Below are 23,193 nucleotides of genomic sequence, written 5' to 3' on the forward strand. Positions count from 1 at the left end.
AAGCCGTGACGGAGCCGTTGGTGGGGTCCACACAAGAGAGGGCGCTCAATCATGCGGCGGCGTGATGCTCGTCACTGGAGGTGGGGCCGGATCGACCCGGATTCGACGAGGCGCGGTGGCCAGGAAGGACTGTAGGTTCTCACCAAATCCATCAAGGCCCCCTCCGGTCGTCTCCAGGGCCGTCCGCACGCGGCCGGGCGGACACCCGGCGTGAACGGGGTGTCCGTATAGCGGACGGTGATTCCACGGCGGCGGGGCCCACGCCCAGACTGTTCACGCAGGTCCCCCCACGTGTCACCTAGTGAACAGAGCACGTCCATGTCGCGGAAAACCGTGTCTCCCCCCACCGGTTCCCCCTCCCCGGCCGCCGGTCCCGGCGCCGGGACCGGTGCGGCTCTCGGCCATGGCCTCAAGCAGCGCCACCTCTCGATGATCGCCCTCGGCGGGGTCATCGGGGCCGGGCTCTTCGTCGGCTCGGGCGCGGGCATCGCCGCCGCGGGGCCGTCGATCATCGTCGCGTACGCCGTCTCCGGGCTGCTGGTCATGCTGGTGATGCGCATGCTCGGGGAGATGTCGGCGGCGAACCCGGCCTCGGGCTCCTTCTCCGTGCACGCCGAGCGGGCCATCGGGCCCTGGGCCGGATTCACCGCGGGCTGGGCGTTCTGGGTGCTGCTCTGCGTCGCCGTCGGCCTGGAGGGCATCGGCGCCGCGAAGATCGTCACCGGCTGGCTGCCCGGCACCCCTCAGTGGGCCTGGGTCGCGCTGTTCATGGTGGTCTTCCTGGGCACCAACCTGGCCTCGGTGAAGAAGTTCGGCGAGTTCGAGTTCTGGTTCGCCTCCCTCAAGGTCGTGGCGATCACGCTCTTCCTGGTGCTGGGGGTGCTGGCGGTGCTGGGTGTGCTGCCCGGCACAGATGCCCCGGGCACCGGCAATCTCAGCGGCGCGGGCGGATTCCTGCCGAACGGGGCCGAGGGGCTGGTGATCGGACTGCTCGCCTCCGTCTTCGCGTACGGCGGGCTGGAGACCGTGACGATCGCGGCGGCCGAGTCGGAGGACCCGGTGCGCGGGGTCGCCAAGGCCGTGCGCACGGCGATGTGGCGGATCGCGCTCTTCTACGTCGGCTCGATGGCGGTCGTCGTGACGCTGGTCCCGTGGGACGACCCGAAGGTCGTGAAGGTCGGCCCGTTCTACGCGGCCCTGGACCACCTCGGGATCAGCGGCGCGGCGGAGATCATGAACGTGGTCATCCTGGTCGCCCTGCTCTCCGCGATGAACGCCAACATCTACGGCGCCTCGCGGATGGCCTGCTCGCTGGTGGCGCGCGGCCAGGGCCCCGCGCGGCTCGGCCGGATCTCCTCGGGGGTTCCGCGCACGGCGGTGCTGGTCTCGTCCGGCTTCGGGTTCCTGTGCGTACTGCTCAGCTACTGGCGCCCCACCGATGTCTTCCCCTGGCTGCTCAACATGGTCGGCGCGGTGATCCTGGTCGTCTGGATCTTCATCGCGGTCTCCCAGCTGGTCCTGCGCAGGCGGCTGGAGCGGCAGGCCCCGGAGAAGCTCGTCGTACGGATGTGGCTCTTCCCGGGCCTGACGGTGGTGGCGCTCCTGGCGATGGCGGGCATCTTCGTGCTGATGCTGCGCCAGCCGGGCACCCGGGACCAGCTGATGGCCTCGGGCGCCCTGACGCTGGCGCTCGCCGTCGTCGGCCTGGTACGCCAGCGGCGGGCCGCGGCGGCCGTCAGGAGCTGAGGCCGCAGGGCACGTTGAGGGAGAGCAGCGCGGCGCCCTCCGGCCCGATCCGCACCTCGCTGACCGCCGCGTTCAGCAGTCTCGGGAGAACCCGGCGGTAGCTGCCCGGCGGGATCGACAGCAGCTCGCACAGCACGAGCCGGAGCAGGGTGTTGTGCGCGACGACGAGCACCCGCTGCCCCGGGTGCCCGGCCGCGATCCGGCGCAGCGCCGCCGTGCCCCGGGCCGCCGCGGCCCGGGGGTCCTCCGCCCCGGGGAAGGGGTGGGCCACCGGGTCGGCGCGGTACTCCCGGGCCCGCTCGGGCTGCTCGGCCGCGAACTCCGCCAGGGTGCGCCCCTCCACCGCGCCGAAATCGCATTCGCGCAGGTCGTGCTCGCGCCGGGGGGTGAGCCCGAGTGCCTCGCAGGCGGGCCGCGCGGTCGCGATCGCCCGGCTGACCGTGGAGGTCCACACCGCGTCGACCGCGTTGCGGGCCGCCCAGGCGCCGAGCTCTTCGGCCTGGCGGCGGCCCGCCTCGGTGAGGGCGACGTCGCTGACCCCGGCGTAGCGGTTCTCCGCGTGCCAGACGGTCTGCCCGTGGCGGGCGAGCAGCAGGGTGGCCGGTGCGGTGGTCATGACGTCTCCGTTCGGTCGTGAGCGGTCACGGGCCGCGGCGCCCGCCCTGGTCCGTGACCGGGGCGTCACGGGTGCGCCGCGCGGGTACGGGCGTGGGCGGCGACCCGGCCGGGCAGCCAGCCGCGCCGCTCCAGCTCGTCCACCAGCGTGACGTACGGCTCGGTGTACCACGCCGTACGCTCCGGACGCGGGCGCAGCACGTGGCGCAGCCGCACCATCCGCCCGGCCGCCTCCCGCAGGCTGCCCGCGCCGCCCGCCCCGTACGCCGCCAGGACGGCCATGCCGAGGGCGGGCTCGCTGGACCGCGGGATGTACACGGGGCGGCCCAGGACGTCGGCGCGCAGCTGGCTCCAGTGGTCGCTGCGGGCCGCGCCCCCGGTGAAGGTGAGCCGCCCGGACGCCTGGGCGCCGAGCAGGTCCAGGTAGTCGAGGCAGAGCCGTTCCACCAGCCCCACCCCGGTCAGCAGGGCCGCCCAGTGCTCGGCGTCGGACGCGGGCTCGCCGAGCAGGAAGCCGGTGGCCCGCGGCGCCACGAACGGGAACCGCTCCCCCGTCGCCACCAGCGGATAGGCCACCACCCGGGCCGGTTCGCAGTCCCGGGCGGCCGCGTCCAGCCGGGCCGGGTCCGCCCCGGGGAACGCGGCCGTCAGCGCCCCGCCGCCGACCCCGGAGGCCCCGCCGGGCAACCAGCTCCCGTCCGGTGCCCGGTGGCTGTACACCACCCCGGCCGGGTCCTCGACCGGCGACGAGGTCACTCCCTTGAGGACCAGGGTCGTGCCGAGCACCGCGTTCCAGGAGCCGACCGCGAGCGAGCCGGAGGCGAGCTGCGCCGCGCAGCCGTCCGTCATCCCGGCCACCAGCGGCGTGCCCGCCGGAATCCCGGTCTCCCCGGCGGCGGCCCGGCCCACCTCACCGATCCGGGTGCCCGGCCGCACCACGTCCGGGAACAGCGCGTCGGGCAGGCCCAGCCGGGCGAGGCGGCGCCGCGGCCACTCCTCCCGCGCCAGGTCGTAGCCGGTCTTCAGGGCGTGGCTGGAATCGGTGGGCAGCGGCGTCCCGGCGAGCCTGGTCAGCACCAGATCGGCCTGATGGGTGATCCGCACACCGCCGTCCGCCCCGCCGCCGTGCTCCCGCAGCAGCCACATCGCCTTGGGCAGCGCCCAGCTCGGCGGGGCGCCCGCCACGGCCGCCTCCGCGACGGCCCGCCCGTCGTCGTACATCACGCCGGGGGTCAGCGGGCTGCCCGTCCGGTCGGCCAGCAGCACGGTGCCGGAGGTGGCGCAGACGGCGAGCGCGCGGGGGGCGGGGGCGTCGCGCAGCGCCTGCCGGGTGGCCGCGCACAGGGCCGTCCACCAGTCGAGGGGCCGCTGCTCGTGCCGTACGCCCTCGCGCCTGCCGGTGAGCGGGGCAGCGCCGCTGCCGAGGATCTCACCGCGGTCTCCCGCCACCACCGCCCGCACGCTCTGCGTGCCGAGATCGATGCCCATCCACATATCGGCCCCCTCTGTGAACTTCTCACTTTGCACCGAGAAATTCTCCCGCGCGAGGGATTGACGGCCAACTGGTGCTGTTACAAGCTCTGTTAACCAGTCGATTCACGGTGTGAACACTCCCCCCTCCCGTCTCCGGCCGACCCGTGGAGGTCACGGATGGACATGCGCACGCACGACCGGCGGCGGTTGCTGGCCCTCGGCGGGGCCGTGGCGGCCTCCCCCCTGCTGGCCGCCTGCGGCACCGGCTTCGGCGGCGGTGGCGGTGGCGGCCCGGAGGCAGGCTCCGCGGCCGACGAGGTCACCGGTTCCTTCGACTGGAAGCGGGCCAGGGGACGCACGGTCCGGGTTCTGCTCAACAGGCACCCGTACGCCGACGCGCTGATCGCCGAACTGAAGACGTTCACGGAGAAGACCGGCATCGAGGTCACGCACGACGTCTTCCCGGAGGACAACTACTTCGACAAGCTGACCGTCGACCTCTCCAGCGGACGCGCCTCCTACGACGTGTTCATGCTGGGCGCGTACATGGTGTGGCAGTACGGGCCGCCGGGGTGGCTGGAGGATCTCGGCCCGTGGATGCGCAATGAATCGGCCACCGGGGCGGAGTGGGACCAGGAGGACTTCTTCCCCCAGCTCCTCGCGGCCGACCAGTGGTCCCTGAAGGCGGGCGCGCCGCTCGGGCGGGGCGGGCAGTACGCGCTGCCGTGGGGCTGGGAGACCAATGTCGTCGCGTACAACACCGAGGTGTTCGGGAAGCTGGGGCTGAAGCCCGCCGAGACCTTCGACGAACTGCGCGAGACCGCCGGGGCGATCACCCGCCGGGCACCGGGGGCGGGCTTCGACGGGATGTACGGGGTCGCGGTGCGCGGCTCGCGCAGCTGGGCGACCATCCACCCCGGATTCATGACGATGTACGCCCGCAACGGCCTGAAGGACTTCACCGTGGAGGGCGGGAAGGTGAAGCCCGCGATGAACTCCCCGGAGGCGGTCGCCTTCACCCGGGACTGGACGGAGATGGTCAGGAAGGGCGGCCCGCCGTCCTGGACCTCGTACACCTGGTACCAGTGCTCGGGCGACCTCGGGGCGCAGAAGGCGGGGATGCTGTTCGACGCGGACACCGCCGCCTATTTCCAGGCGGTGAAGGGGGCCTCCCCCGCCTCCGGGAAGATCGCCTTCCACCCCGGGCCGAAGGGGCCGGACGGCTCGCTCGACACGAACATGTGGATCTGGTCGCTGGGCATGAACGCGAAGAGCCGCGAGAAGTCCGCCGCCTGGCTGTTCCTCCAGTGGGCGACCGGCAAGGACCACCTGCGCAAGGGCGCGGTCGAGCACCACCACATCGACCCGGTACGCACGTCGGTCAGCCGGGACGCCGCGTACCGGGACAGGATGCGGACCCTGCCCGGCTTTCTCGACACCTTCGAGGCGGTGGCCGGCCGGACCCGGATCCAGTTCACCCCGCAGGAGCAGTTCTTCGACGCGACGACCTCCTGGGCGGCCGCGCTCCAGGAGATCTACGGCGGGAAGAACGCCTCGTCCGTGCTGAACGGCCTGGCCGGCGACCTGGCCGCGAAGCTCGGCTGACCCGGGGTGCACACGACACGGGAAGCGCGCCAGGCGCCGGGGACGCGGGAGGTGCGGGAGGTGCGGGCGGTCTCCGCCCGGCGGCGGGCGCTGCGGCCGTATCTGCTGATCGTGCCCGCGCTGCTGCTGACCGGCGGCATCCTCTACCCGTTCGGGCTCGGCCTCTACTACACCCTCTTCGACTTCGCGGCGAGCAAGCCGCGGCCCGATCTGGTGGGCGTGGAGAACTACCGCCGCATCCTCACCCAGCCTGCGTTCTGGGACTCGGCCCGGGTGACGGCGGCGTACGCGGTCGGCGCGGCGGCCGTCGAGACGGTGCTGGGCGTGGCGGTGGCGCTGCTGCTGCACCGGTCGAGCCGGGTCGGCCGGGTGCTGGAGAAGATCCTGATCCTGCCGCTGATGATCGCTCCGGTGATCGCCGCGATCATGTGGAAGCTGATGCTCCAGCCCTCGGTCGGGGTCGTGAACCATCTGCTGGAGCCGTTCGGTCTCGGCGGGGTGCAGTGGACGGACACGCCGGCGGGGGCGCTGCTCTCGTCGGTCGTGGTGGACGTGTGGGTGTACACCCCGTTCGTCGCGGTCCTGGCGCTGGCCGGGCTGCGTTCGCTGCCCGCCTCACCGTTCGAGGCGGCGGAGGTCGACGGGGCGGGCTGGTGGTTCACCTTCCGCCGTCTGACGCTGCCGATGCTCTGGCCGTACGTCCTGGTCGCCGTGATCTTCCGGTTCATGGACTCGCTGAAGGTCTTCGACATCATCTACGCGCTGACCGAGGGCGGCCCCGGCGACTCCACGATGGTGCTCCAGATCCGCGCCTATCTGGAGGCCATCCGCTTCCAGCGGTACTCCTTCGGGATCAGCTACATGATCGTGCTGTGGGCCGTGGTGTACCTGGTCACGATGGTGCTGGTGCGCTATCTGGGCCGGGTCCAGAGCCGCGCGGCGGAGGTACCCGCATGAGGCGGGTGCGGGGCGGCGGAGCTGCCCGCACGGTCCCGGGACCGGGCCGTGGAGGTGCCCGCGTGAGGCGCCGGGTGCTCGCCGCCGTCGCCGACCTGGCGCTGATCGGCTACTTCGTCTTCTCGCTGTTCCCGGTGCTCTGGATGGTGGTGCTGTCGCTGAAACCGGCGAACGAGCTGTTCAGCACGTACTTCTCGTTCACCCCGACGCTCGACGCGTACCGCACGGTGCTGGGCGCCGGGGGCGGCCAGGGGGTGCCGTTCCTCCGGTTCTTCGTGAACAGCCTCGTCGTGTCGCTGGGGGCGGTCGCGCTGTCGCTGGTGGTGGGGCTGCCCGCCGCGTACGCCGCGGCGCGGTGGCGGTTCCGCGGCTCGGAGAACCTGATGTTCACCCTGCTCTCGTTCCGTTTCGCGCCCGAACTGACCGTGATCATCCCGCTGTTCGTGCTCTACCAGCAGCTCGGGCTCTTCGACACCTACGTCGGGATGGTGTGGGTGCTGCAGCTGGTGACGCTGCCGCTGGTCGTCTGGATCATGCGCTCGTACTTCCAGGACCTCTCCCCCGAGCTGGAGCAGGCGGCGCTGCTGGACGGCTACACCCGTAGGCAGGCGTTCTTCCGGGTGGCGCTGCCGCTGGTGAAGCCGGGAATCGCCGCCGTCTCGCTGCTGGCGTTCATCTTCGCGTGGAACAACTTCGTCTTCCCCCTGATCCTCACCTCGTCGAGCGCGCAGACGGTGACGGTCGGCGCCCTGTCCTTCCTCGGCGGCGACCGGCCCAAGTACCACCTCACGGCCGCCGCCGCCCTGGTCTCGGTGGTCCCGCCGCTGCTGCTGGCCCTCACCATCCAGCGGTATCTGGTGCGCGGGCTGTCGTTCGGGGCGGTGAAGTCATGACCGGCCCGGCCGCCCTCGCGCTGCGCGGCGTCAGCAAGCGGTACGGGAGGACCGTCGCACTGGACGGGCTGGACCTGGAGGTCGCCGAGGGCGAGTTCTTCTGTCTGCTCGGCCCGTCCGGGGCGGGGAAGACGACCACGCTCAAGACGGTCGCGGGCCTGGTGGAGCCGGACGCCGGGACGGTCGAGCTGGGCGGCGCGGACATGGCGGGCGTCGAGCCGTACGACCGGGGCGTGGCCATGTGCTTCGAGTCGTACGCGCTCTACCCGCACCGCACGGTCCGCGACAACCTCGCCTCCCCGCTCCGCTCGCCGCGCCACCGCCTCCCCGCGCACCTGGCGCGCGAGCGGATCGGGGAGGTCGCCGAGCTGCTCGGGATCGGCGCCCTGCTGGAGCGCCCGGTGGGGCGGCTCTCCAACGGGCAGCGCCAGCGGGTGGCACTCGGCCGGGTGCTGGTACGCCCGGCCCGCGCGTTCCTGCTGGACGAGCCGCTCTCACACCTGGACGCGAAGCTGCGGCAGGCGATGCGGGCGCAGCTGCGGGCGATCGGCGCGGTCCGCGACACCACCACGCTGTACGTCACCCACGACTCGGTGGAGGCGCTGGCGCTGGGCGACCGGATCGGGGTGCTCCGGGACGGCCGCGCGGTGCAGACCGGCACCCGCGAGGAGCTGTGGTACCGCCCGTGCGACACCTTCGTCGCCCGGTCGTTCGGCCGCCCGCAGATCAACCTGCTGCCGGGCACGGTGACGGCCGAGGGCCGCCTGCGCGCGCCCGACGGGGCGTACGAGCTGCCGCTCGCGGTGCCCGCGCCGCCCGGCACCGCCGTCCAGCTGGGCCTGCGGCCGAGGGACATCGGGCTCGGCGCGCCGCGTCCGGCCGACGGCCCCGGGTGGGAGCTGACCGGCACCGTCCACGTCACCGAACTGCTGGGCCGGGCCGTCGAGGTCACCGTCCGGACCGGCGGGCAGCGGCTCTCGTTGGTCGTGCCGCGTGCCGAGGCGGCCGGCCTGGTGCCCGACCGTCCGGTCCGGCTCTCCGTACGGCCTGAGAGTCTGCTGCTGTTCGAGGCCGACCGGCCGGCACGTCCAGGACGAAGGATCAGCACGTGAGCAACGTTCCGCAGCGGGGCCCCGCCCCGCGCCAGGCATCCATAGCCGAGTACGTCCTCGCTCAGGGCGAGGTGAGCGCCGCCGAGCTGGCCGAGCGCTTCGACGTCAGTCTGATGACCATCCACCGCGATCTGGACGAGCTGGAACGGCAGGGCATCGTCCGCAAGTTCCGCGGCGGGGTCACCGCCCAGCCCTCCGGCGTCTTCGAGTCGAACGTCTCCTACCGGCTGAAGACGATGCGAGCCGAGAAGGCCGCCGTCGCCGAACGGGCGCTGAAGCTCATCGAGCCGGGCATGGCGGTGATGCTGGACGACTCGACGTCGACGCTGGAGATAGCGCGTCGGCTGCGCTCCATCACTCCGCTGACCGTCGTCACCAACTTCCTGGAGGCCATCAGCCTGCTGTCGCAGGAACGCGGCATCCACCTGATGGGCCTGGGCGGGGACTACGACCCGCTGCACTCCTCGTTCCTCGGCGTCTCCTGCGTGGAGGCGGTGCAGTCGCTCCAGGTCGACCTCTGCTTCACCTCCACCTCCGCGGCGTCCGGCGGCTTCGCCTACCACCAGGAGCAGCACATCATCTCCGTGAAGCGGGCGATGCTCGACTCGGCGAGCCGCAATGTGCTGCTGCTCGACCACTCGAAGCTGGGCCGGGTCGCCCTGCACCGGCTGGCCCCGCTCTCCCGCTTCGATCTGCTGCTGGTCGACGACGGGGCCTCGCCGCAGGCGCTGCGCGAACTGGACGAGCACAAGGTGCCCTACGAGGTCTGCCCCACCGGCCGTTCCACCGGTGCGGAGGGCGGCGACGACGGATGACCCCGAGGCGGCGAGGCGGCGATGACGTGTGACTGAACTGGCCCTGCGCGCGCTGCGCAAGACCTACACCGGACGGGGCCGGGCCGCCGTCGAGGCCGTCCGCTGCCTCGACGTCGAACTGCGCTCCGGCGAGCTGCTGGGGCTGCTCGGCCCGTCCGGCTGCGGCAAGTCCACGACTCTGCGGATGATCGCCGGGCTGGAGCCGGTGACCGGCGGCGACATCCTGATCGGCGGCAGATCGGTGGTGGAGCTGCCGGCCCGGCGGCGCAACATCGGGGTGGCGTTCGAGAACTACGCGCTGTACCCGCCGCTGACGGTGGCCGAGAACCTGGGCTTCGGTCTCGCCGCCCGGGGCGGCCTCGGCCGGGCCCAGATCCGCCGCCGGGTCGCGGAGATGGCCGCCCGCATCGGGATCACCGAACTGCTGGACGCCCGCCCGGCCGCTCTCTCCAGCGGCCAGAAGCAGCGGGTCGCGCTGGCCCGCGCACTGATCCGGGTGCCCGACGTGCTGCTCCTGGACGAGCCGCTCTCCCATCTGGACGCCGCCCAGCGGGACGCCACCCGGCGCGAGTTGAAACGCATCCAGCGCGACAGCGGACACACCGCCATCCTGGTGACGCACGATCAGGAGGAGGCGCTGTCGCTCGCCGACCGGATCGCGGTGATGCGGGACGGCGAGATCCAGCAGCTCGGCACACCCGAGGAGATCTACGACGCCCCGGCGAACCTGTTCGTCGCCGACTTCGTCGGGGAACCGGCGGTCAATCTGCTGCCCGGCACCGCCGACGGCTCCGGCGGGGTGCGGCTCTCGGACACGGTGCGCATCCCGGTGGCGCGCCCGATCGCGGCGGGACGCGCGGTGGTCCTCGGCATCCGCCCGGAGGACCTCCGCCTGGACGACACTGGTGCACGGGCGCGGGTCGCCGCCCACGAACCCCTGCTGGAATCCGGCATCGCCACGCTGTCCCTGGACGGGGTGGCGAAGCCGCTGGTCGTCGTGACCGGTCCGGACGTACGGCTCGGCCGCGGCGACACCGTACGCATCACCGCCGATCCCCTGCACGTCCATGTCTTCGACGCCCCGACAGGAGACGCTCTGCGATGACCCGTTCCGATACGGTTCGCCCGGTGACGAGGATTCTGCTCGCCGGTGACCACTTCGTCCGCAACTCGCTGCTCGCCGAGGCCCTCTACCGGGCGCTGGGCCCGCTCACCGTGGACCCGGGGCTGCACGAGCTGACCCTGCCCTGGCCGCTGGAGCCCTTCGGGCCCGTCGCCGAGGTGGCCGAGGCGAGCGACGCCGAGGACGCGCTGATCGCCGCCCTGGACGGGGTCGAGGTGTGCGTGACCCAGATGGGCCCGTTCACCGAACGGGTGCTGGCCGCCTCGCCCGGCCTCCGGCTGATCGTGGTCTGCCGGGGCGGCCCGGTCAACGTGAACGCCGCCGCCGCACGCGCCCGGGGCGTACGCGTGTGCTTCGCGCCGGGGCGCAACGCGGCGGCGACCGCCGAGTTCACCGTCGGGCTGATGCTGTCCGCGCTGCGCCGCATCCCCCTGGCCCACCACGCGCTCGCCACGGACGGCCGCTGGGACGCCACGCACTACACGTACGAGAACTGCGGCCTGGAGCTGGAGGACACCCCGGTCGGGCTGATCGGCTACGGCGCGGTGGGCAGCCGGGTGGCGCGGGTGCTGTCCGCGTTCGGCGCGCAGGTCGAGGTGTACGACCCGTATGTGCGGGGCGATGTGCACGGCATGCGGGCCGGTTCGCTGGAGGCGCTGCTGGGCCGTTCGCGGGTGCTCACCCTGCACGCCCGGCTGACCCCGGAGTCCCGGCACCTCATCGGGGCCCGGGAGCTGGCCATGCTGCCGCGCGGCGCGGTGCTGGTGAACGCGGCCCGGGGCGCGCTGCTGGACACGGACGCGCTGTGCGACGCGCTGGATTCGGGGCAGCTGCGGGCGGCGGCGCTGGACACGTACGAGCAGGAGCCGCCGCCGCCCGGCTCACGGCTCTTCCGTACCCCGCACCTCCTGATGACCCCGCATGTGGCGGGGGCCAGCCGGGCCGTCGCGGAGAAGGCGGCCCGGATCGCGGCGGCCGAGGTGGCGCGCTACGTGCGGGGCGAACCGCTCGCCCACGCCCTGTGAGGGGACCAGTGACCATGACCGGAACCGAGCCGCGCTACATCGGCGTCGACGTCGGCACCTCCGTGGTGAAGGCCGCCGCGTTCGGCCCGCGGGGCCGCACCCTGGCCGTCGAGTCCCGCCCGGTGGGGCTGGCGATCCACGACGGGTGCGTGGAACAGGACATGGACGAGGTGTACGGGGCGGTCGGCGAGGTGCTGGCCGCGCTCGGCACCGACGGGGCGGCGTTCGCCGGACTCACCGGCCAGGGCGACGGCGTCTGGCTGGTCGACGCGGCGGGCCTGCCGGTCCGCAAGGCGATCTCCTGGATGGACGGCCGGGCCCGTGAACTGGTCGGCGCCTGGCTGGCGGACGGGGTCTTCGAGACCGTCTACCGGCGTACCGGCAGCGCGATGTTCCCGGGCTGTCCGGGGCCGGTGCTGGCCTGGCTCGACCGCCACGAACCCGCCTCGCTCGACGCCGCGAAGGCCGCGCTGTACTGCAAGGACATGGTGTTCCAGCGGCTCACCGGGGTGCGGGCCACCGATGTCTCCGACGCCTCGATGCCGTTCCTGGACCCGCTGACCCGGGCGTACGCCCCCGATGTGGTGGCCGCGCTCGGCCTGGCCCACCGGGCCCCGCTGCTGGCCCCGGTCAGCGACCCGGTCGCCACGGGGACGCTCCCCTCGGGGTTACGCATCTCCAACGGCCCGTACGACCTGCCGGCCTGCGCGCTCGGGGCGGGCGTCACCCGCCCCGGCGACGGGCTCCTGATCGTCGGCACCTGCCTGGCCGCGCTGGTGGCCACCGGCCGGCTCGACCTGGCGGGCGAACCGGCGGGGCTGCACATCTCCACGGACCTGCCCGGCCACTGGCTGCGCGCCATGCCCGCGATGGTCGGCACCGCGGCCCTGGACTGGGTCCTGACCACCACCGGCGTACGCCACGCGGAGGTGGACGCGCTGCTGGCCGCCACCCCGCCGGGCGCGAACGGGGTCCGGGCGCTCCCCTACTTCGCCCCGTCCGGGGAGCGCGCCCCGTTCGTCGAGCCCCGGCTGCGCGCCGAGCTGACCGGGGTGTCGCTGGAGACCACCGCGGCGGACCTGATCCGCGCCGTCTGCGAGGGCATCGGCTTCGCCGCCCGGCACTGTCTGGAGGCCGCGGGCCTCACCGGCACCCTCGCCCTGTGCGGCGGCGGCACCCGGTCGCCCGCCTGGATGCGGCTGTTCGCCGATGTGCTGGGGCGGCCGGTGCGGATCGTGGAGGGCGAGGTCGGGGCGCGGGGTGCGGTGCTCGCGGCGGCCCGGCGCTTCGGGGCGGAGCTGGACGAAGCCGCGTGGACGGCCCCGGCGCGGATCGTCGCCCCGGACCCGGCGCGCGCGGCGTACTACGCGAAGGCGTACGAGGACCACCTGTCCCGCCTCACCGAGGCCCGCGCCCACGCCCGCGCCTGACCCCGCCCCCGCTCACCCGTCCCGGCGGACCCGGTAGCCGTGGCCCGCGTCGGGATCCCCCTCGAAGTACACCTCCGGTTCGTCCCCGCCCCGGGCGGCCCGGAGCAGAGCGAATCCGGTGCCCTCGGTGAACGAGCCCCCCTTCGAGAACCTGAGCTCGATGCCACTGCCCGGATCCCGCTGCCCCTCCATACTCCATCTCCCCCTCCCGGAAAGGTCGCCCTTTCCGGGAGGAAGGGAGGAGAAAGCCGGTTCAACGGCGCTCCGCGAGATGCCCGACATGAGGAACGTGCCATCCGCCCGGAACTCGATCCGCCCACCGCCGGAGCCCTCCCAGACACCGGCGACCTCCTCGGAACCGATCCTCGGGCTCTCCCCCTCGCACCCCCGCACCACGAACAGGGAGATGAGCAGAACCACAGGAACGGCCACCCCTATCGCACAGCCGCGAAGACGTCTCACATCCACCCCACTCGCGATCTGCGGATCTTCTCCTGCCAGGAGACATCGACCCGGTGTCCGCAAAATATCCGTCCATGCAGCGGGGCGTCTTGCTCGCGGGCTCCTGCCACTTGCCCCGGGCCGGAATGAAGGACTCGTTGTTGACGTCCGTCCACGCATGGTATTTGACCGTCGGCGTGCTGGCCGTGAACTTCTTCACCGCGTACGCGAGGGCGCAGGAACCAAGAACGCCCTGGGCCGCACGGTCCTCCTCGCCGATCTCGGGCCCGTCGAGGTCCGAGGCGCATACGCCCGCCATCTGAAACAGGTTCAGGTCCTCTCCGTCCCTGTTCTTGGTGATGCTGCAATCGGCACGCCGCGCCCGCCGGTCCAGCTCCTACCGCTGGAGCCCTAGGCCGAAGGGCTGATCACGCCCGACTCTTCCTACCCTTAGGATGCTCTTGCATATAGGTTGCAATAACCATAGGTAAGCAGCTGGAGGGTTCGATCACATGGCCACGTACACGCTTCCGGAACTCCCGTACGACTACGCGGCGCTCGAACCGGTCATCAATCCGCAGATCGTCGAGCTCCACCACGACAAGCACCACGCCGCGTACGTGAAGGGCGCGAACGACACGCTGGAGCAGCTGGAGGAGGCGCGTGAGAAGGGCGCCTGGGGATCGATCAACGGGCTCCAGAAGAACCTGGCATTCCACCTCTCCGGCCATATCCTGCACTCGATCTACTGGCACAACATGACCGGTGACGGCGGCGGCGAGCCCCTCGCGGCGGACGGTGTCGGTGACCTGGCGGACGCGATCACCGAGTCCTTCGGCTCGTTCGCCGGATTCAAGGCCCAGCTGACGAAGGCCGCGGCCACCACGCAGGGTTCCGGCTGGGGCGTCCTGGCGTACGAGCCGGTCAGCGGCAGGCTGATCGTCGAGCAGGTCTACGACCACCAGGGCAACGTGGGCCAGGGGTCCACTCCGGTCCTGGTCTTCGACGCCTGGGAGCACGCCTTCTACCTCCAGTACAAGAACCAGAAGGTCGACTTCATCGACGCGATGTGGGCCGTCGTCAACTGGCAGGACGTGGCCAGGCGTTACGCGGCCGCCAAGGAGCGCGCCGACGTGCTGCTGCTCGCCCCCTGACCGGGAGGCGCGTGAATCGTCCTGCCTCGTGATCGTCTTCTCAACCGTCACCCGGCAGGCGGATGGAGGGAGGGCCCCCGCCTGGACGTGACAGGCGGGGGCCCTTCTGTCACCTTCCGCGGCTCAGGAGGTGGGGGCGGTGTGCGCCAGGAGCGTGCTCAGCACCCGCTCGGCGTGGGTCCAGAGCACCGCCCCGCCCGCCTCCGGCACCAGGTGCCGGACCGCACCCGGGATGCGGGCGGTCAGCCGGGCCCCCTGGTCGGGCGAGTGCCCGGTGTCCTCGGCGCCGTACCAGAGGTCGACGGGTACGGCGATGTCCCGCAGCCCGATCCCCCAGCGCCCCATGGCCAGGGCGGTGTCCCGGGCGTACCCCTCGGCCCCCTGCGCGAAGGCCTCGTCGAGGGCGCGCCGGTAGGCGGCGGCGAACGCGGGCTGCCGGTAGACGGCGAGGTCGCACTCCGGGCTGCCGGACATGACCATGTCCCACATCGCCCGCGCGGTGAACCCGGCGAAGAACCGCTCGGCGGCGCCCGGGTCGGCGACGGCCAGGTCCACCAGGCGCCGCAGCTCCGCCGGGAGCGCGTCCGCGAAACCCGGCTCGGCGACCTCGTCCGCCCCGGAGACCACCGCGAGCGCCCCGACCGCCCCGGCCGCGGCGCACGCCAGCGCGAACGGCGCGCCCTGCGAGTTGCCCACCATCAGCGGCCGTCGGCCGAGACCCCGCAGGGCGGCGAACGCCCGGATGTCCTCGGCGAAGTCGCCGAACGTCCGGCCCGGCGCGGGCGAGGAGGCGCCCAGGCCCGGCCGGTCGACGGAGATCAGCCGCACCCCGAGCCGCTCCACCGCACCGGCGCCGAACCCGAGGTGCCTGCTGGTGGCAGCCCCGGGCGAGAGCAGCACCGGAACCCCGTCCTCGGGCCCCCACTCGGCCCACGCCAGCAGCCGCCCTCCCGGCAGCCGCCGCGTACCGATACGAACCGGGTCATTCACATACGCACTCATGGGCCCGATCATGTCGGCGCCCGCCAGCCGTGTCGAAGGAATTGCGGGCCGGTTCAGTCGCCGGGCAGGGCCGACAGCACGTCCAGGTCGCGGACGTCCTTCGCCTGCAGGGCCTCCGAGGGAGCGGGCGGCTTCACATCCACCTGCTTGTCGTACGCGCCGAGTTCGAGCAGCACCGGGTTGCCGTCGTGGTGGAACTCGATGGCCCGGGGTTCGTTCCCGCCCTTCTCCGCCACGTGCACCGACACTTCACCGGTGCCGGAACCGTGCGTGAGCTGAACGGTCCGCACGCCGTACTGGGTGCGCGGGTTTCCCGTCCGCTTGGCCCTGCCGACCTTCTCCGGGACCGGTTCGAGCAGTTGGTCGGCGAGACAGAGGGCCATGACTCCCGTACTCCCCAGGTCACGGGTCCGGTACTCGATGTACTTCCCCCGGGACTTGGCGAGCGCCTTGTCGAAAGCGGCCAGCTTTTCCGGCGTGAACTGCTTCGCGAAGGCGCGGTTCTCCTGCCTGCGTTCCTCACCCTCGCGTATCCAGGTGCGGCCGCCGATGACGATGATGTCGTTGGGCGTCGGCTGCCCGAACGTGCCGACGCACCTCCCCTGCCGGTCGACGCGCAGGTCGACCCTGACCGGCATCTCGTCGCGGTACTCGCCCTCCATCCGGAAGGTCCGGTAGCCCTTGAACAGCGTGAGCGACTCGTTCATCCGCTGCGTGTCGCTCATGGCCGCCGCTCCGGACGGTTCACCGCCGCCGGACTCACCGGCTCCGCCGCATCCCGCCGCCCCGCCGGTCAGCACGGCGGCACACAGCACCGCCGCCGCTCTTCTTCCTGTCCCCACCCTGACGCACTCCCCGCCCATGAATCGTGTGGTTCACGTGCGTCATGCGCGCATCATGTGAACCACCTGCACCAACGGGCATCAGCATGCCAAAGGGGGTTCAGCCGGTGACCAGCGCCATCATCAGGCCGTCGTAGCCCTTCTCGCCGACGGTCTGCAGCGCGGTCGCGCTCAGCCTCGGCTCGGCCGCGACGAGTTCGGTGAACCGGCGGACCCCGCGCACCTTCGGGTCGTCGCTGGCGGCGTCGGCCACCTCGCCGTCGCGGACGACGTTGTCCGCGACGATCAGGCTCCCGGGGCGGGTCAGCTTCAGCGACCAGGCCAGGTAGTCGGGGTTGCTCGGCTTGTCGGCGTCGATGAACACGATGTCGAACGGCTCGGGCTCCTCCGCCGCCAGCTCCGGCAGTGTGTCGAGGGCGCCTCCGACCCGCACCTCGACGACGTGCGCGAGGCCCGCCCGCTCAACGTTGGTCCGGGCGACCTCCGCGTACGCCGGATCGGCCTCCAGCGTGACGACCTTGCCGCCCTCCGGCAGCGCGCGGGCCAGCCAGATGGTGCTGTAGCCGCCCAGGGTGCCGATCTCCAGCACTCTGCGCGCGCCCTGCAACCGGGCCAGCAGGTTCAGCAGCTTGCCCTGGTTGGCGGCGACCTGGATCTCCGGAAGCCCCGCCGCCACGCTCGCCGCCACCGTCGCGTCCAGAACCTCGTCCGGCCCCACCAGCAGGCCGTTGAAGTAGTCGTCCACCTCGGTCCATCGCGTCGCCGCCATGGCCGCTCCTCTCCTCGAACGAGTCAGTTCCCAAGAGGAACCTACAGGATGCGGGGCAGGTGCGATGATGAGCGCCATGAGCCGTGACCCCGCCGACCCCACCGTCCTTCACCCGATGCCCGGCCAGCCCAGAGTCGTCCTGCTGAAGCCCCTGGTGACGTCGGAACTGATTGAGGTCGGGGACTTCTCGTACTACGACGACCCGGACGGCGCGACCGGGTTCGAGACCCGCAACGTGCTGTACCACTACGGGCCGGAGAAGCTCGTCATCGGGAAGTTCTGCGCGCTCGGGACAGGGACGCGGTTCATCATGAACGGCGCCAACCACCGGATGGACGGCCCGTCCACCTTCCCGTTCCCGTCCATGGGCGGCTCCTGGACCGACCACTTCGACCTGCTGACCGGGCTGCCCTCGCGGGGCGACACGGTGGTCGGCAACGACGTCTGGTTCGGCTACGGCTCGACGGTGATGCCGGGCGTACGGATCGGGCACGGCGCGATCATCGGCGCCGGGTCCGTCGTCACCTCCGACGTGCCCGACTACGGCATCGTCGGCGGCAACCCGGCCCGCCTCATCCGTACCCGTTACGACGAGGAGACCATCGTCAGGCTCCTCGCCGTCGCCTGGTGGGACTGGCCCGTCGAGCACCTCACCCCGCACATCCGCACCATCATGTCCGGCAGCGTCGACGACCTCGAAGCAGCCGCACCGGAGGGCACCACACGATGATCACCGTCCACGGGCTGGCGTACTACCCCGTCAAGGGCTGCGCCGGGACCGCCGTCGACTCGGCGAGGGTCCTCGGCACCGGCCTGGAACACGACCGGACGTTCATGGTGGTGGACGCGGCGGACGGCGCCTTCCGCAGCCAGCGCACGCACCCCGCCATGGCGGCGGTCCAGGTCGAGGTCCTGGACGGCGGCGCCGCGCTGGCCCTGTCGGCCGAGCGGGCCGGGGCGCTGCGCCTGGAGGTGGACCGGGACGGCCCGCGCCGCGAGGTCAGCATGTTCGGGAACCCGCTCGGGAAGGCGGTGGACCAGGGGGACGCGGTCGCGGAGTGGCTCTCCGACGCGCTGGGCGCGACGTCCCGCCTGGTGCGCGTGGCCCCCGGCTTCGACCGGGACGGCTGGGGCGACACCCCCGGCAAGGTCAACTTCGCCGACGCCCACGCGGTGCTGGTCGCCTCGACGGCCTCCCTGGACCACCTCAACGCCCGGATCACCGCCCGGGGCGACGCGGACCCGGTCCCCATGGACCGTTTCCGCCCCAACATCGTCCTGACCGGCGACGACACACCGCATTTCGAGGACCGGGTGCGCCGGATGGCCGTCGGCGATGCCGAACTCGCCCACTCGGTACGGGCGACACGCTGCGCCGTGCCCATGGTCGACCAGTCCACCGGCCGCCGCGCGGGCCCCGAACCGATCCGGACCCTCTCGGCGTACCGACGCGAACCGGAGTACGGGAACAAGGTCAGCTTCGGTGCCAAGAACGCGGTGGTGCGCGAGGGTGTGCTCCGCGTCGGGGACACGGTGGAGGTCGCCGAGTGGCTCAGCCCGTGAAGACCCCGACCCCGCCTGCGCGGCGGGGCCGGGGCCGTCGGCGCGCGGCGGATCAGGCCGGGGCGAACCTGGCGACGTACACGTCGAAGGGCTCGATGCCCACCTCCGCGCGGAGTTCGTCCATGCGCGCGGGCTCCTCGCAGGGCCACGGGACCGGGGCGCCGTCCTTCACGCCGGCGATCTGGGTGCCGTAGATCTGCCTGCTGCCCTCGTTGACCAGGGTGCGGTCGCGCAGGAAGGCCAGCTCGCGCGGGGCCGCCGCGCCCGCCTCCACCGCCGTGCGCAGCAGACGGAGGGCTCGTCGTTGCACGTCGAGCTGGCGGTCGGCGTGCTGGGCGATCAGCCAGGCCGCGCGGGCGGCCTCCTCGCCGACGAGCTCCGCCGTCGGCCAGCCGTACTCGTCCATGATCTCGCCGAGCCGGTCGCCGTGCCGGGCGGTGAGCCGTCGCCACGCCAGCTGCTCGGCGAAGTCGTCACTGTGCGCGAGGACCGTGGCCCGGTGATCGGCCGCGGCCATGTCCGTCAGCTCCGCCGCCAGTGCGGCAGGGTCGTGCGCCACTCTCAACTCCCAGGTGTGCGAGACGTGTTGTACCTGCTGCCCGCCACCCTAGAAGCACATGCCGGACGGATAGATCATTCCGGAGAACGGTGACAGCGGTCTCCCCGCGCGGCGATAATGGATCTACTCCCGAAAGCCGTCCGCCGTCGCGACGAGGCGCCGCAGGGCCGCCTGGCCGGGCGGGCCCCAGGTGGGCTTGCCGCCGGGGCGGCCGTGCGTACCGGCGTCCCCGATGTGGATGCAGACAAGGGCGCGGTGTGCCGCGACGCCACGGGCCCGGCGCAGGGTCGCGCGGTCCACCGTCGGCCCGTAGGCGGCGAAGAAGCGGTCGGCGGCGCCGTCGGGCAGCAGGGTCCACGCCGCGGCGAGGTCGCAGGCCGGATCGCCCGCGCAGAGGTCGCCGAAGTCGACGACGCCGCAGAGGGTGCCGCGCTCGGTGAGGACGTTGGCGGCGTGCAGGTCGCCGTGGATCCACAGGGGCGGCCCGTCCCAGTCGGGCGCGGCGAGGGCGTCGTCCCAGATCGCGCGGACGGCCTCGGGGTCGGGGACCAGTCCCAGCCCGGCCGCCGAGTCGAGCTGCTCGGTGAAGTGCCCGGCCCAGTCGGCCAGCGGCCCGCCGCGGCCACGGCCGGCCGGTACGGCGCCGGGGGCGGGCCGGTGGAGAGCGGTCAGGAACGCGGCCAGCGCGTCGGCCGCCTCGTCACGGCTGACGGGGGCGAGGTCGGCGGGCGTGCCCCGCACCCAGGTGGTGACGATCCAGGGCCGGGGGTAGCGCGCGGACGGCGCGCCGAGACGCTGCGGGACGGGAACCGGCAGCGGGAGGCGCGGGGCGAGGGCGGGCAGCCAGGCGTGCTCCTTGAGCAGCAGCTCGTCCGCGGAGTCCGTCGCCCACGGCAGCCGTACGGCGAGATCGTCGCCGAGCCGCCACAACTGGTTGTCCCAGCCGCGCGCGCCGAGCCGCACCGGGCGGTCGGCCAGGTCGGGGTGCTGGTCGCGCAGCAGGTCGCGGACGAGTTCGGCGGTGATCTCGGTCTCGGTATGGCTCATACGGATCTACGGTAGCCGGGTGGCGGAGGCGTGGGCGGAGGCATGGGCGGAGGCATGGGCGGAGGCATGGGCGGAGGCATGGGCGTGGGGACCGCGAGCGGCCTGTTCCCGTCCGCTCCACGCACCGGGCGGCGCGGGGCGTACGGCGAACCCGCGCTCCGGGGCACGCGGGATACCGGGGCCGGGACGTCAGGCGGTTCGCTGGGCTGAGGCCAGGGCGTCGCCGGTCTCGGTGCGGAAGTACAGGACGGAGCGGCCCACGCGGCGGCGGGCGGTCAGGCCGCTGTCCAGCAGGACCTTGAGGTGGCGGCCGACCGAGCCCAGGCCCTGGCCGGTCAGGGCGACCAGCTGGGTGGTGCTCTTCGGGGTGGCGAGGAGCACCAGGACCGTGGCGCGGGCGGGGCCGAGGAGGCGGGCGAGGCTGTCCGGCACCCGGGACCGGTCCGCTTCGGCCAGGGCGCCGGAGCAGGGGTAGACCACCGCGTACCGCTCGGCGTCGTCGTCCCAGGAGACCCAGCCGCAGCGCGAGGTGACCGGGACGAACAGCAGACGGACGCCCGACAGCTGCTTGGACGGGTAGTCGTGCGCGTTGATCCGCAGCCGCCCGTCGCCCAGCCACCGCATCCCCGGGCACAGCCCGCTCAGGGCCGCCGCCCAGCCGCCCTGGCTCAGCTCGCCGGTGCGGGCGACGATATCCGCCTCGATGATCCGGCGGCGGCGCGGCCAGTCCGGCAGCACGGCGCGGTGCCAGACCCACTCCAGTACGTCGGCGGCGCGCTGCGCCAGGTCGTCACGGTCCAGGAGGGGCGGGAGGGGGCCGCCGCCCAGCGAGACCGCCAGGTCGGCGCGGGCCCGCTCGGGTGTGGTCGCCCGGACCGGGGCCAGCTCCGCCTCGAAGCCCGGGGCGCCGTCGCCCGCCGGGGTGGGGGTGATGAAGTCCGCGTTCCAGCTGCCGCCGAACATCGCCGGTACGAGCCTGGCCGCGACCGGGTCGGCGGCCTGCCGGGCCCGGTAGGCGGGCAGATGGGCGTCGAGCCAGGCCCGTTCGCCCGGGTGCTCGGCCCGGTCCCGTTCCAGGGCGTTCAGCGCGGCGACGGTGTCGGCGAGCGGCGAGACGACGAACCTGCTCCCGGCCAGTGTGTCCGTGTCGATCCGCCACATGCCCACAGCGCCCACGCCCTCCCCCGGCCCCCGCCACGTTTCTTTCGCCTGCGCGCGAAACAGTAACGCTCGCCGCGCGCCCCCTCCGACACTCCCCGCATGCACACCTACCGGGAACTCTTCCGCACACCGCAGTTCCGGCCGTTCTTCGCGACCAGTGCGCTGCAGGTGGCCGCGTCGACCATGAGCGGGCTGGCCCTGGCCACCCTGGTCTACGACGCGACCGCGTCCGCGCTGCTCGCCGCCCTGTCCATGTTCGGCTCCTCGCTCGCCCAGGTGATCGGCGCGGCGCTGCTGATGTCGGCGGCGGACCGGCTGCCGCCCCGGGCCGCGACGACCGGCATGGCGCTGGTCTTCGCCCTGGCCACCGCCGCCCTCGCCGTTCCCGGTCTGCCGCTCCCGGCGGCCTTCGCGATCCTCCTGGCCCAGGGGGTGGTCGCCGCGGTGGGCGGTGGTGTGCGCTACGGACTGCTGAACGAGGTGCTGCCCAAGGACGGGTACCTGCTGGGGCGTTCCGTGCTGAACATGTGCGCCGGGCTGATGCAGATCGGCGGCTTCGCGCTCGGCGGGCTCCTGGTGGTGACGCTGTCCGCGCGCGGCACGCTGCTGATCGCCGCCGCCCTGTACCTGGCGGGCGCGGCGGTCGCCCGGTACGGGCTGGCACGCCGGCCGCCGCGCGCCACGGGGCGGCCGTCGCCCGCCGAGACCTGGCGGATCAACGCCCTGCTGTGGTCCTCGGGCCCGCGCCGCCGGGCCTACCTCGCGCTCTGGGTGCCGAACGGGCTGGTCGTGGGCTGCGAGTCGCTGTTCGTCCCGTACGACCCGGCCGGCGCCGGGCTGCTCTTCGCGTGCGCCGCGCTGGGGATGCTCATCGGGGACACCGTGGCGGGCCGGTTCATCTCCGCCCGGCCCTGGCGGGGGAGGCTGGCCGCCCCGTTGCAGCTGCTCCTGGCCGCCCCGTACCTGTTCTTCGTCCTGCGTCCGGCGCTTCCCGTGGCGTTCGCCCTGGCGATGCTCGCCTCGGTCGGTTTCGCGGCGAGCCTGCTGTACCAGGAGCGGCTGATGGCCCTGACCCCGGACGAGTTCACCGGGCAGGCGCTGGGCCTGCACTCCTCCGGGATGCTCACCCTGCAGGGCGTCGCCGCGGCACTGGCCGGGAGCCTCGCCCAGTGGACCTCCCCGGCCCCGGCGATGTCGGTGATGGCGGTGGCCTCGGTGGCGGTCAGCCTGGCCCTGTCGTGGGCGGGGCACCGGGCCACGAGGAGGGGGACGAGGGCCCCGGGAGCGGTGGATAGCGTTGCGCTGCATGGGACTTCGGAAGCGTCGGACGTCACGGGTACTGCTGATCGACCCGCGTGAGCGGTTGCTGCTGTTGTGCGGCAGGGATCCCCGGCGCGACGGCGCCCGGTGGTGGTTCACGGTCGGCGGGGGCATCGAGGAGGGCGAGGACCCGGTGCAGGCCGCGCTGCGCGAAGTCCGGGAGGAGACCGCGCTGGTCCTGTCGGCCGCCCGGCCGGGGCCGGTGGTGTGGACCCGGCGCGCGCTGTTCCACGTGGACGGTCAGGGCTTCGACCAGGACGAGGAGTACCGCGTCGTCCGGATCACCGCCGCCGAGGTGGCGGCGGTGCGGGTGGGGACGGACGAGGCACGGTACGGCCACCGCTGGTGGACGGTGGCCGAGCTGGCGGCGACCGGGGAGACCGTCCGGCCGAAGGGGATGGCGGGGCTCCTGCCGCCCGCGCTGAGCGGCACGACGCCGCCGGGCAGGCCGCTGCACCTGGGCGACTTCGACGAGGACGGCGACCCCGACGGGCGGGCGGCCCGCACCACGTGAGCGGGCACGCGGCGCGGGCCGGGGCTC

23 protein-coding genes are annotated in these 23,193 nt (G+C 73.1%); 14 read left to right on the forward strand and 9 right to left on the reverse strand.

Annotated features, from left to right (window positions below; all coding sequences use genetic code 11):
- The first annotated feature begins 318 nt into the window (after window positions 1-318).
- Complete coding sequence (locus ACFVWY_RS24520) at window positions 319-1,746, forward strand: amino acid permease (protein ID WP_389876189.1); 1,428 nt, start codon at window positions 319-321, stop codon at window positions 1,744-1,746.
- On the opposite strand, the gene ACFVWY_RS24525 is transcribed toward ACFVWY_RS24520, so the two are convergent.
- On the reverse strand, window positions 1,736-2,362 hold the full coding sequence (locus ACFVWY_RS24525) for a histidine phosphatase family protein (RefSeq protein ID WP_389876191.1): 627 nt from the start codon (window positions 2,360-2,362) through the stop codon (window positions 1,736-1,738). The genes ACFVWY_RS24520 and ACFVWY_RS24525 overlap by 11 nt on opposite strands.
- A gap of 65 nt (window positions 2,363-2,427) precedes the next feature.
- Window positions 2,428-3,855: an FGGY-family carbohydrate kinase gene (locus ACFVWY_RS24530; protein WP_389876389.1), complete on the reverse strand. Its 1,428-nt coding sequence runs from the start codon at window positions 3,853-3,855 to the stop codon at window positions 2,428-2,430.
- 156 nt (window positions 3,856-4,011) lie between these two features.
- Here ACFVWY_RS24530 and ACFVWY_RS24535 point away from each other — a divergent pair, with 156 nt between their 5' ends.
- From ACFVWY_RS24535 to ACFVWY_RS24570, 8 genes are all read left to right on the forward strand, one after another.
- Window positions 4,012-5,439, forward strand: a complete 1,428-nt coding sequence (locus ACFVWY_RS24535; RefSeq protein ID WP_389876194.1) for an extracellular solute-binding protein — start codon at window positions 4,012-4,014, stop codon at window positions 5,437-5,439.
- A gap of 6 nt (window positions 5,440-5,445) precedes the next feature.
- Window positions 5,446-6,396, forward strand: coding sequence for a carbohydrate ABC transporter permease (locus tag ACFVWY_RS24540; RefSeq protein ID WP_389876197.1), 951 nt, complete (start codon window positions 5,446-5,448; stop codon window positions 6,394-6,396).
- 62 nt (window positions 6,397-6,458) lie between these two features.
- Window positions 6,459-7,289 carry a carbohydrate ABC transporter permease gene (locus tag ACFVWY_RS24545; RefSeq protein WP_389876200.1) on the forward strand — a complete coding sequence of 277 codons (831 nt, stop codon included), beginning with the start codon at window positions 6,459-6,461 and terminating at the stop codon, window positions 7,287-7,289.
- On the forward strand, window positions 7,286-8,401 hold the full coding sequence (locus ACFVWY_RS24550) for an ABC transporter ATP-binding protein (RefSeq protein WP_389876203.1): 1,116 nt from the start codon (window positions 7,286-7,288) through the stop codon (window positions 8,399-8,401). Before ACFVWY_RS24545 ends, ACFVWY_RS24550 begins: the two co-directional genes overlap by 4 nt.
- Window positions 8,398-9,216: a DeoR/GlpR family DNA-binding transcription regulator gene (locus tag ACFVWY_RS24555; RefSeq protein WP_389876205.1), complete on the forward strand. Its 819-nt coding sequence runs from the start codon at window positions 8,398-8,400 to the stop codon at window positions 9,214-9,216. The genes ACFVWY_RS24550 and ACFVWY_RS24555 overlap by 4 nt, the downstream gene beginning before the upstream one ends.
- A 28-nt stretch (window positions 9,217-9,244) precedes the next feature.
- Window positions 9,245-10,321 carry an ABC transporter ATP-binding protein gene (locus ACFVWY_RS24560; RefSeq protein ID WP_389876208.1) on the forward strand — a complete coding sequence of 359 codons (1,077 nt, stop codon included), beginning with the start codon at window positions 9,245-9,247 and terminating at the stop codon, window positions 10,319-10,321.
- Complete coding sequence (locus tag ACFVWY_RS24565) at window positions 10,318-11,364, forward strand: NAD(P)-dependent oxidoreductase (protein WP_389876209.1); 1,047 nt, start codon at window positions 10,318-10,320, stop codon at window positions 11,362-11,364. The genes ACFVWY_RS24560 and ACFVWY_RS24565 overlap by 4 nt, the downstream gene beginning before the upstream one ends.
- A 14-nt stretch (window positions 11,365-11,378) precedes the next feature.
- Complete coding sequence (locus ACFVWY_RS24570) at window positions 11,379-12,794, forward strand: FGGY family carbohydrate kinase (protein WP_389876211.1); 1,416 nt, start codon at window positions 11,379-11,381, stop codon at window positions 12,792-12,794.
- A 12-nt stretch (window positions 12,795-12,806) separates the two neighbouring features.
- Here ACFVWY_RS24570 and ACFVWY_RS24575 read toward each other — a convergent pair whose 3' ends face one another.
- A complete protein-coding gene (locus tag ACFVWY_RS24575; protein WP_389876214.1) occupies window positions 12,807-12,986 on the reverse strand; it encodes a hypothetical protein in 180 nt (59 codons plus the stop codon).
- 761 nt (window positions 12,987-13,747) lie between these two features.
- Between ACFVWY_RS24575 and ACFVWY_RS24580 the strand changes: the two genes are divergently transcribed.
- Window positions 13,748-14,389 (forward strand): superoxide dismutase, encoded by a 642-nt coding sequence (locus ACFVWY_RS24580; RefSeq protein ID WP_389876216.1) that lies wholly within the window; start codon window positions 13,748-13,750, stop codon window positions 14,387-14,389.
- A gap of 123 nt (window positions 14,390-14,512) precedes the next feature.
- Here the strand turns inward: ACFVWY_RS24580 and ACFVWY_RS24585 are convergent, their stop codons facing one another.
- From ACFVWY_RS24585 to ACFVWY_RS24595, 3 genes are all read right to left on the reverse strand, one after another.
- The gene (locus tag ACFVWY_RS24585) at window positions 14,513-15,391 is read right to left on the reverse strand and encodes an alpha/beta fold hydrolase (RefSeq protein ID WP_389876219.1); all 879 of its coding nucleotides are present in this window, start codon (window positions 15,389-15,391) and stop codon (window positions 14,513-14,515) included.
- A gap of 53 nt (window positions 15,392-15,444) precedes the next feature.
- On the reverse strand, window positions 15,445-16,116 hold the full coding sequence (locus ACFVWY_RS24590; protein WP_389876222.1) for a hypothetical protein: 672 nt from the start codon (window positions 16,114-16,116) through the stop codon (window positions 15,445-15,447).
- Between the two features lie 217 nt (window positions 16,117-16,333).
- Entirely contained in the window at window positions 16,334-17,002 is a 669-nt protein-coding gene (locus ACFVWY_RS24595; protein ID WP_389876225.1) for an O-methyltransferase, read from the reverse strand.
- Between the two features lie 76 nt (window positions 17,003-17,078).
- Here ACFVWY_RS24595 and ACFVWY_RS24600 point away from each other — a divergent pair, with 76 nt between their 5' ends.
- Both ACFVWY_RS24600 and ACFVWY_RS24605 read left to right on the forward strand, forming a co-directional pair.
- Entirely contained in the window at window positions 17,079-17,732 is a 654-nt protein-coding gene (locus tag ACFVWY_RS24600; RefSeq protein WP_389876228.1) for a CatB-related O-acetyltransferase, read from the forward strand.
- Complete coding sequence (locus ACFVWY_RS24605) at window positions 17,729-18,565, forward strand: MOSC domain-containing protein (protein ID WP_389876230.1); 837 nt, start codon at window positions 17,729-17,731, stop codon at window positions 18,563-18,565. Before ACFVWY_RS24600 ends, ACFVWY_RS24605 begins: the two co-directional genes overlap by 4 nt.
- A gap of 52 nt (window positions 18,566-18,617) precedes the next feature.
- Here the strand turns inward: ACFVWY_RS24605 and ACFVWY_RS24610 are convergent, their stop codons facing one another.
- The 3 genes from ACFVWY_RS24610 to ACFVWY_RS24620 all read right to left on the reverse strand — a co-directional run bounded on the left by ACFVWY_RS24610 (window position 18,618) and on the right by ACFVWY_RS24620 (window position 21,338).
- On the reverse strand, window positions 18,618-19,124 hold the full coding sequence (locus tag ACFVWY_RS24610) for a DUF6624 domain-containing protein (RefSeq protein WP_389876232.1): 507 nt from the start codon (window positions 19,122-19,124) through the stop codon (window positions 18,618-18,620).
- Between the two features lie 123 nt (window positions 19,125-19,247).
- A complete protein-coding gene (locus ACFVWY_RS24615; protein WP_389876234.1) occupies window positions 19,248-20,171 on the reverse strand; it encodes an aminoglycoside phosphotransferase family protein in 924 nt (307 codons plus the stop codon).
- A gap of 189 nt (window positions 20,172-20,360) precedes the next feature.
- The gene (locus ACFVWY_RS24620; protein WP_389876392.1) at window positions 20,361-21,338 is read right to left on the reverse strand and encodes an ArsR/SmtB family transcription factor; all 978 of its coding nucleotides are present in this window, start codon (window positions 21,336-21,338) and stop codon (window positions 20,361-20,363) included.
- Window positions 21,339-21,431: 93 nt separating this feature from the next.
- Here ACFVWY_RS24620 and ACFVWY_RS24625 point away from each other — a divergent pair, with 93 nt between their 5' ends.
- Complete coding sequence (locus ACFVWY_RS24625; RefSeq protein ID WP_389876235.1) at window positions 21,432-22,691, forward strand: MFS transporter; 1,260 nt, start codon at window positions 21,432-21,434, stop codon at window positions 22,689-22,691.
- Window positions 22,639-23,166, forward strand: a complete 528-nt coding sequence (locus ACFVWY_RS24630) for an NUDIX hydrolase (RefSeq protein ID WP_389876237.1) — start codon at window positions 22,639-22,641, stop codon at window positions 23,164-23,166. The genes ACFVWY_RS24625 and ACFVWY_RS24630 overlap by 53 nt, the downstream gene beginning before the upstream one ends.
- Window positions 23,167-23,193: the final 27 nt, after the last annotated feature.

The sequence above is a fragment of the Streptomyces sp. NPDC058195 genome (assembly GCF_042883525.1).
GTDB lineage: Bacteria > Actinomycetota > Actinomycetes > Streptomycetales > Streptomycetaceae > Streptomyces.

Excerpts from the sequence above, each read along its gene's own strand:
- ACFVWY_RS24550 (WP_389876203.1), top strand. The coding sequence starts at position 7,286 with ATGACCGGCCCGGCCGCCCTCGCGCTGCGCGGCGTCAGCAAGCGGTAC.
- ACFVWY_RS24565 (WP_389876209.1), top strand. The coding sequence starts at position 10,318 with ATGACCCGTTCCGATACGGTTCGCCCGGTGACGAGGATTCTGCTCGCC.
- ACFVWY_RS24615 (WP_389876234.1), bottom strand. The coding sequence starts at position 20,171 with ATGAGCCATACCGAGACCGAGATCACCGCCGAACTCGTCCGCGACCTG.
- ACFVWY_RS24520 (WP_389876189.1), top strand. The coding sequence starts at position 319 with ATGTCGCGGAAAACCGTGTCTCCCCCCACCGGTTCCCCCTCCCCGGCC.
- ACFVWY_RS24580 (WP_389876216.1), top strand. The coding sequence starts at position 13,748 with ATGGCCACGTACACGCTTCCGGAACTCCCGTACGACTACGCGGCGCTC.
- ACFVWY_RS24630 (WP_389876237.1), top strand. The coding sequence starts at position 22,639 with ATGGGACTTCGGAAGCGTCGGACGTCACGGGTACTGCTGATCGACCCG.
- ACFVWY_RS24590 (WP_389876222.1), bottom strand. The coding sequence starts at position 16,116 with ATGAGCGACACGCAGCGGATGAACGAGTCGCTCACGCTGTTCAAGGGC.
- ACFVWY_RS24585 (WP_389876219.1), bottom strand. The coding sequence starts at position 15,391 with ATGAGTGCGTATGTGAATGACCCGGTTCGTATCGGTACGCGGCGGCTG.
- ACFVWY_RS24575 (WP_389876214.1), bottom strand. The coding sequence starts at position 12,986 with ATGGAGGGGCAGCGGGATCCGGGCAGTGGCATCGAGCTCAGGTTCTCG.
- ACFVWY_RS24600 (WP_389876228.1), top strand. The coding sequence starts at position 17,079 with ATGAGCCGTGACCCCGCCGACCCCACCGTCCTTCACCCGATGCCCGGC.
- ACFVWY_RS24625 (WP_389876235.1), top strand. The coding sequence starts at position 21,432 with ATGCACACCTACCGGGAACTCTTCCGCACACCGCAGTTCCGGCCGTTC.
- ACFVWY_RS24525 (WP_389876191.1), bottom strand. The coding sequence starts at position 2,362 with ATGACCACCGCACCGGCCACCCTGCTGCTCGCCCGCCACGGGCAGACC.
- ACFVWY_RS24605 (WP_389876230.1), top strand. The coding sequence starts at position 17,729 with ATGATCACCGTCCACGGGCTGGCGTACTACCCCGTCAAGGGCTGCGCC.
- ACFVWY_RS24535 (WP_389876194.1), top strand. The coding sequence starts at position 4,012 with ATGGACATGCGCACGCACGACCGGCGGCGGTTGCTGGCCCTCGGCGGG.
- ACFVWY_RS24595 (WP_389876225.1), bottom strand. The coding sequence starts at position 17,002 with ATGGCGGCGACGCGATGGACCGAGGTGGACGACTACTTCAACGGCCTG.
- ACFVWY_RS24570 (WP_389876211.1), top strand. The coding sequence starts at position 11,379 with ATGACCGGAACCGAGCCGCGCTACATCGGCGTCGACGTCGGCACCTCC.
- ACFVWY_RS24530 (WP_389876389.1), bottom strand. The coding sequence starts at position 3,855 with ATGTGGATGGGCATCGATCTCGGCACGCAGAGCGTGCGGGCGGTGGTG.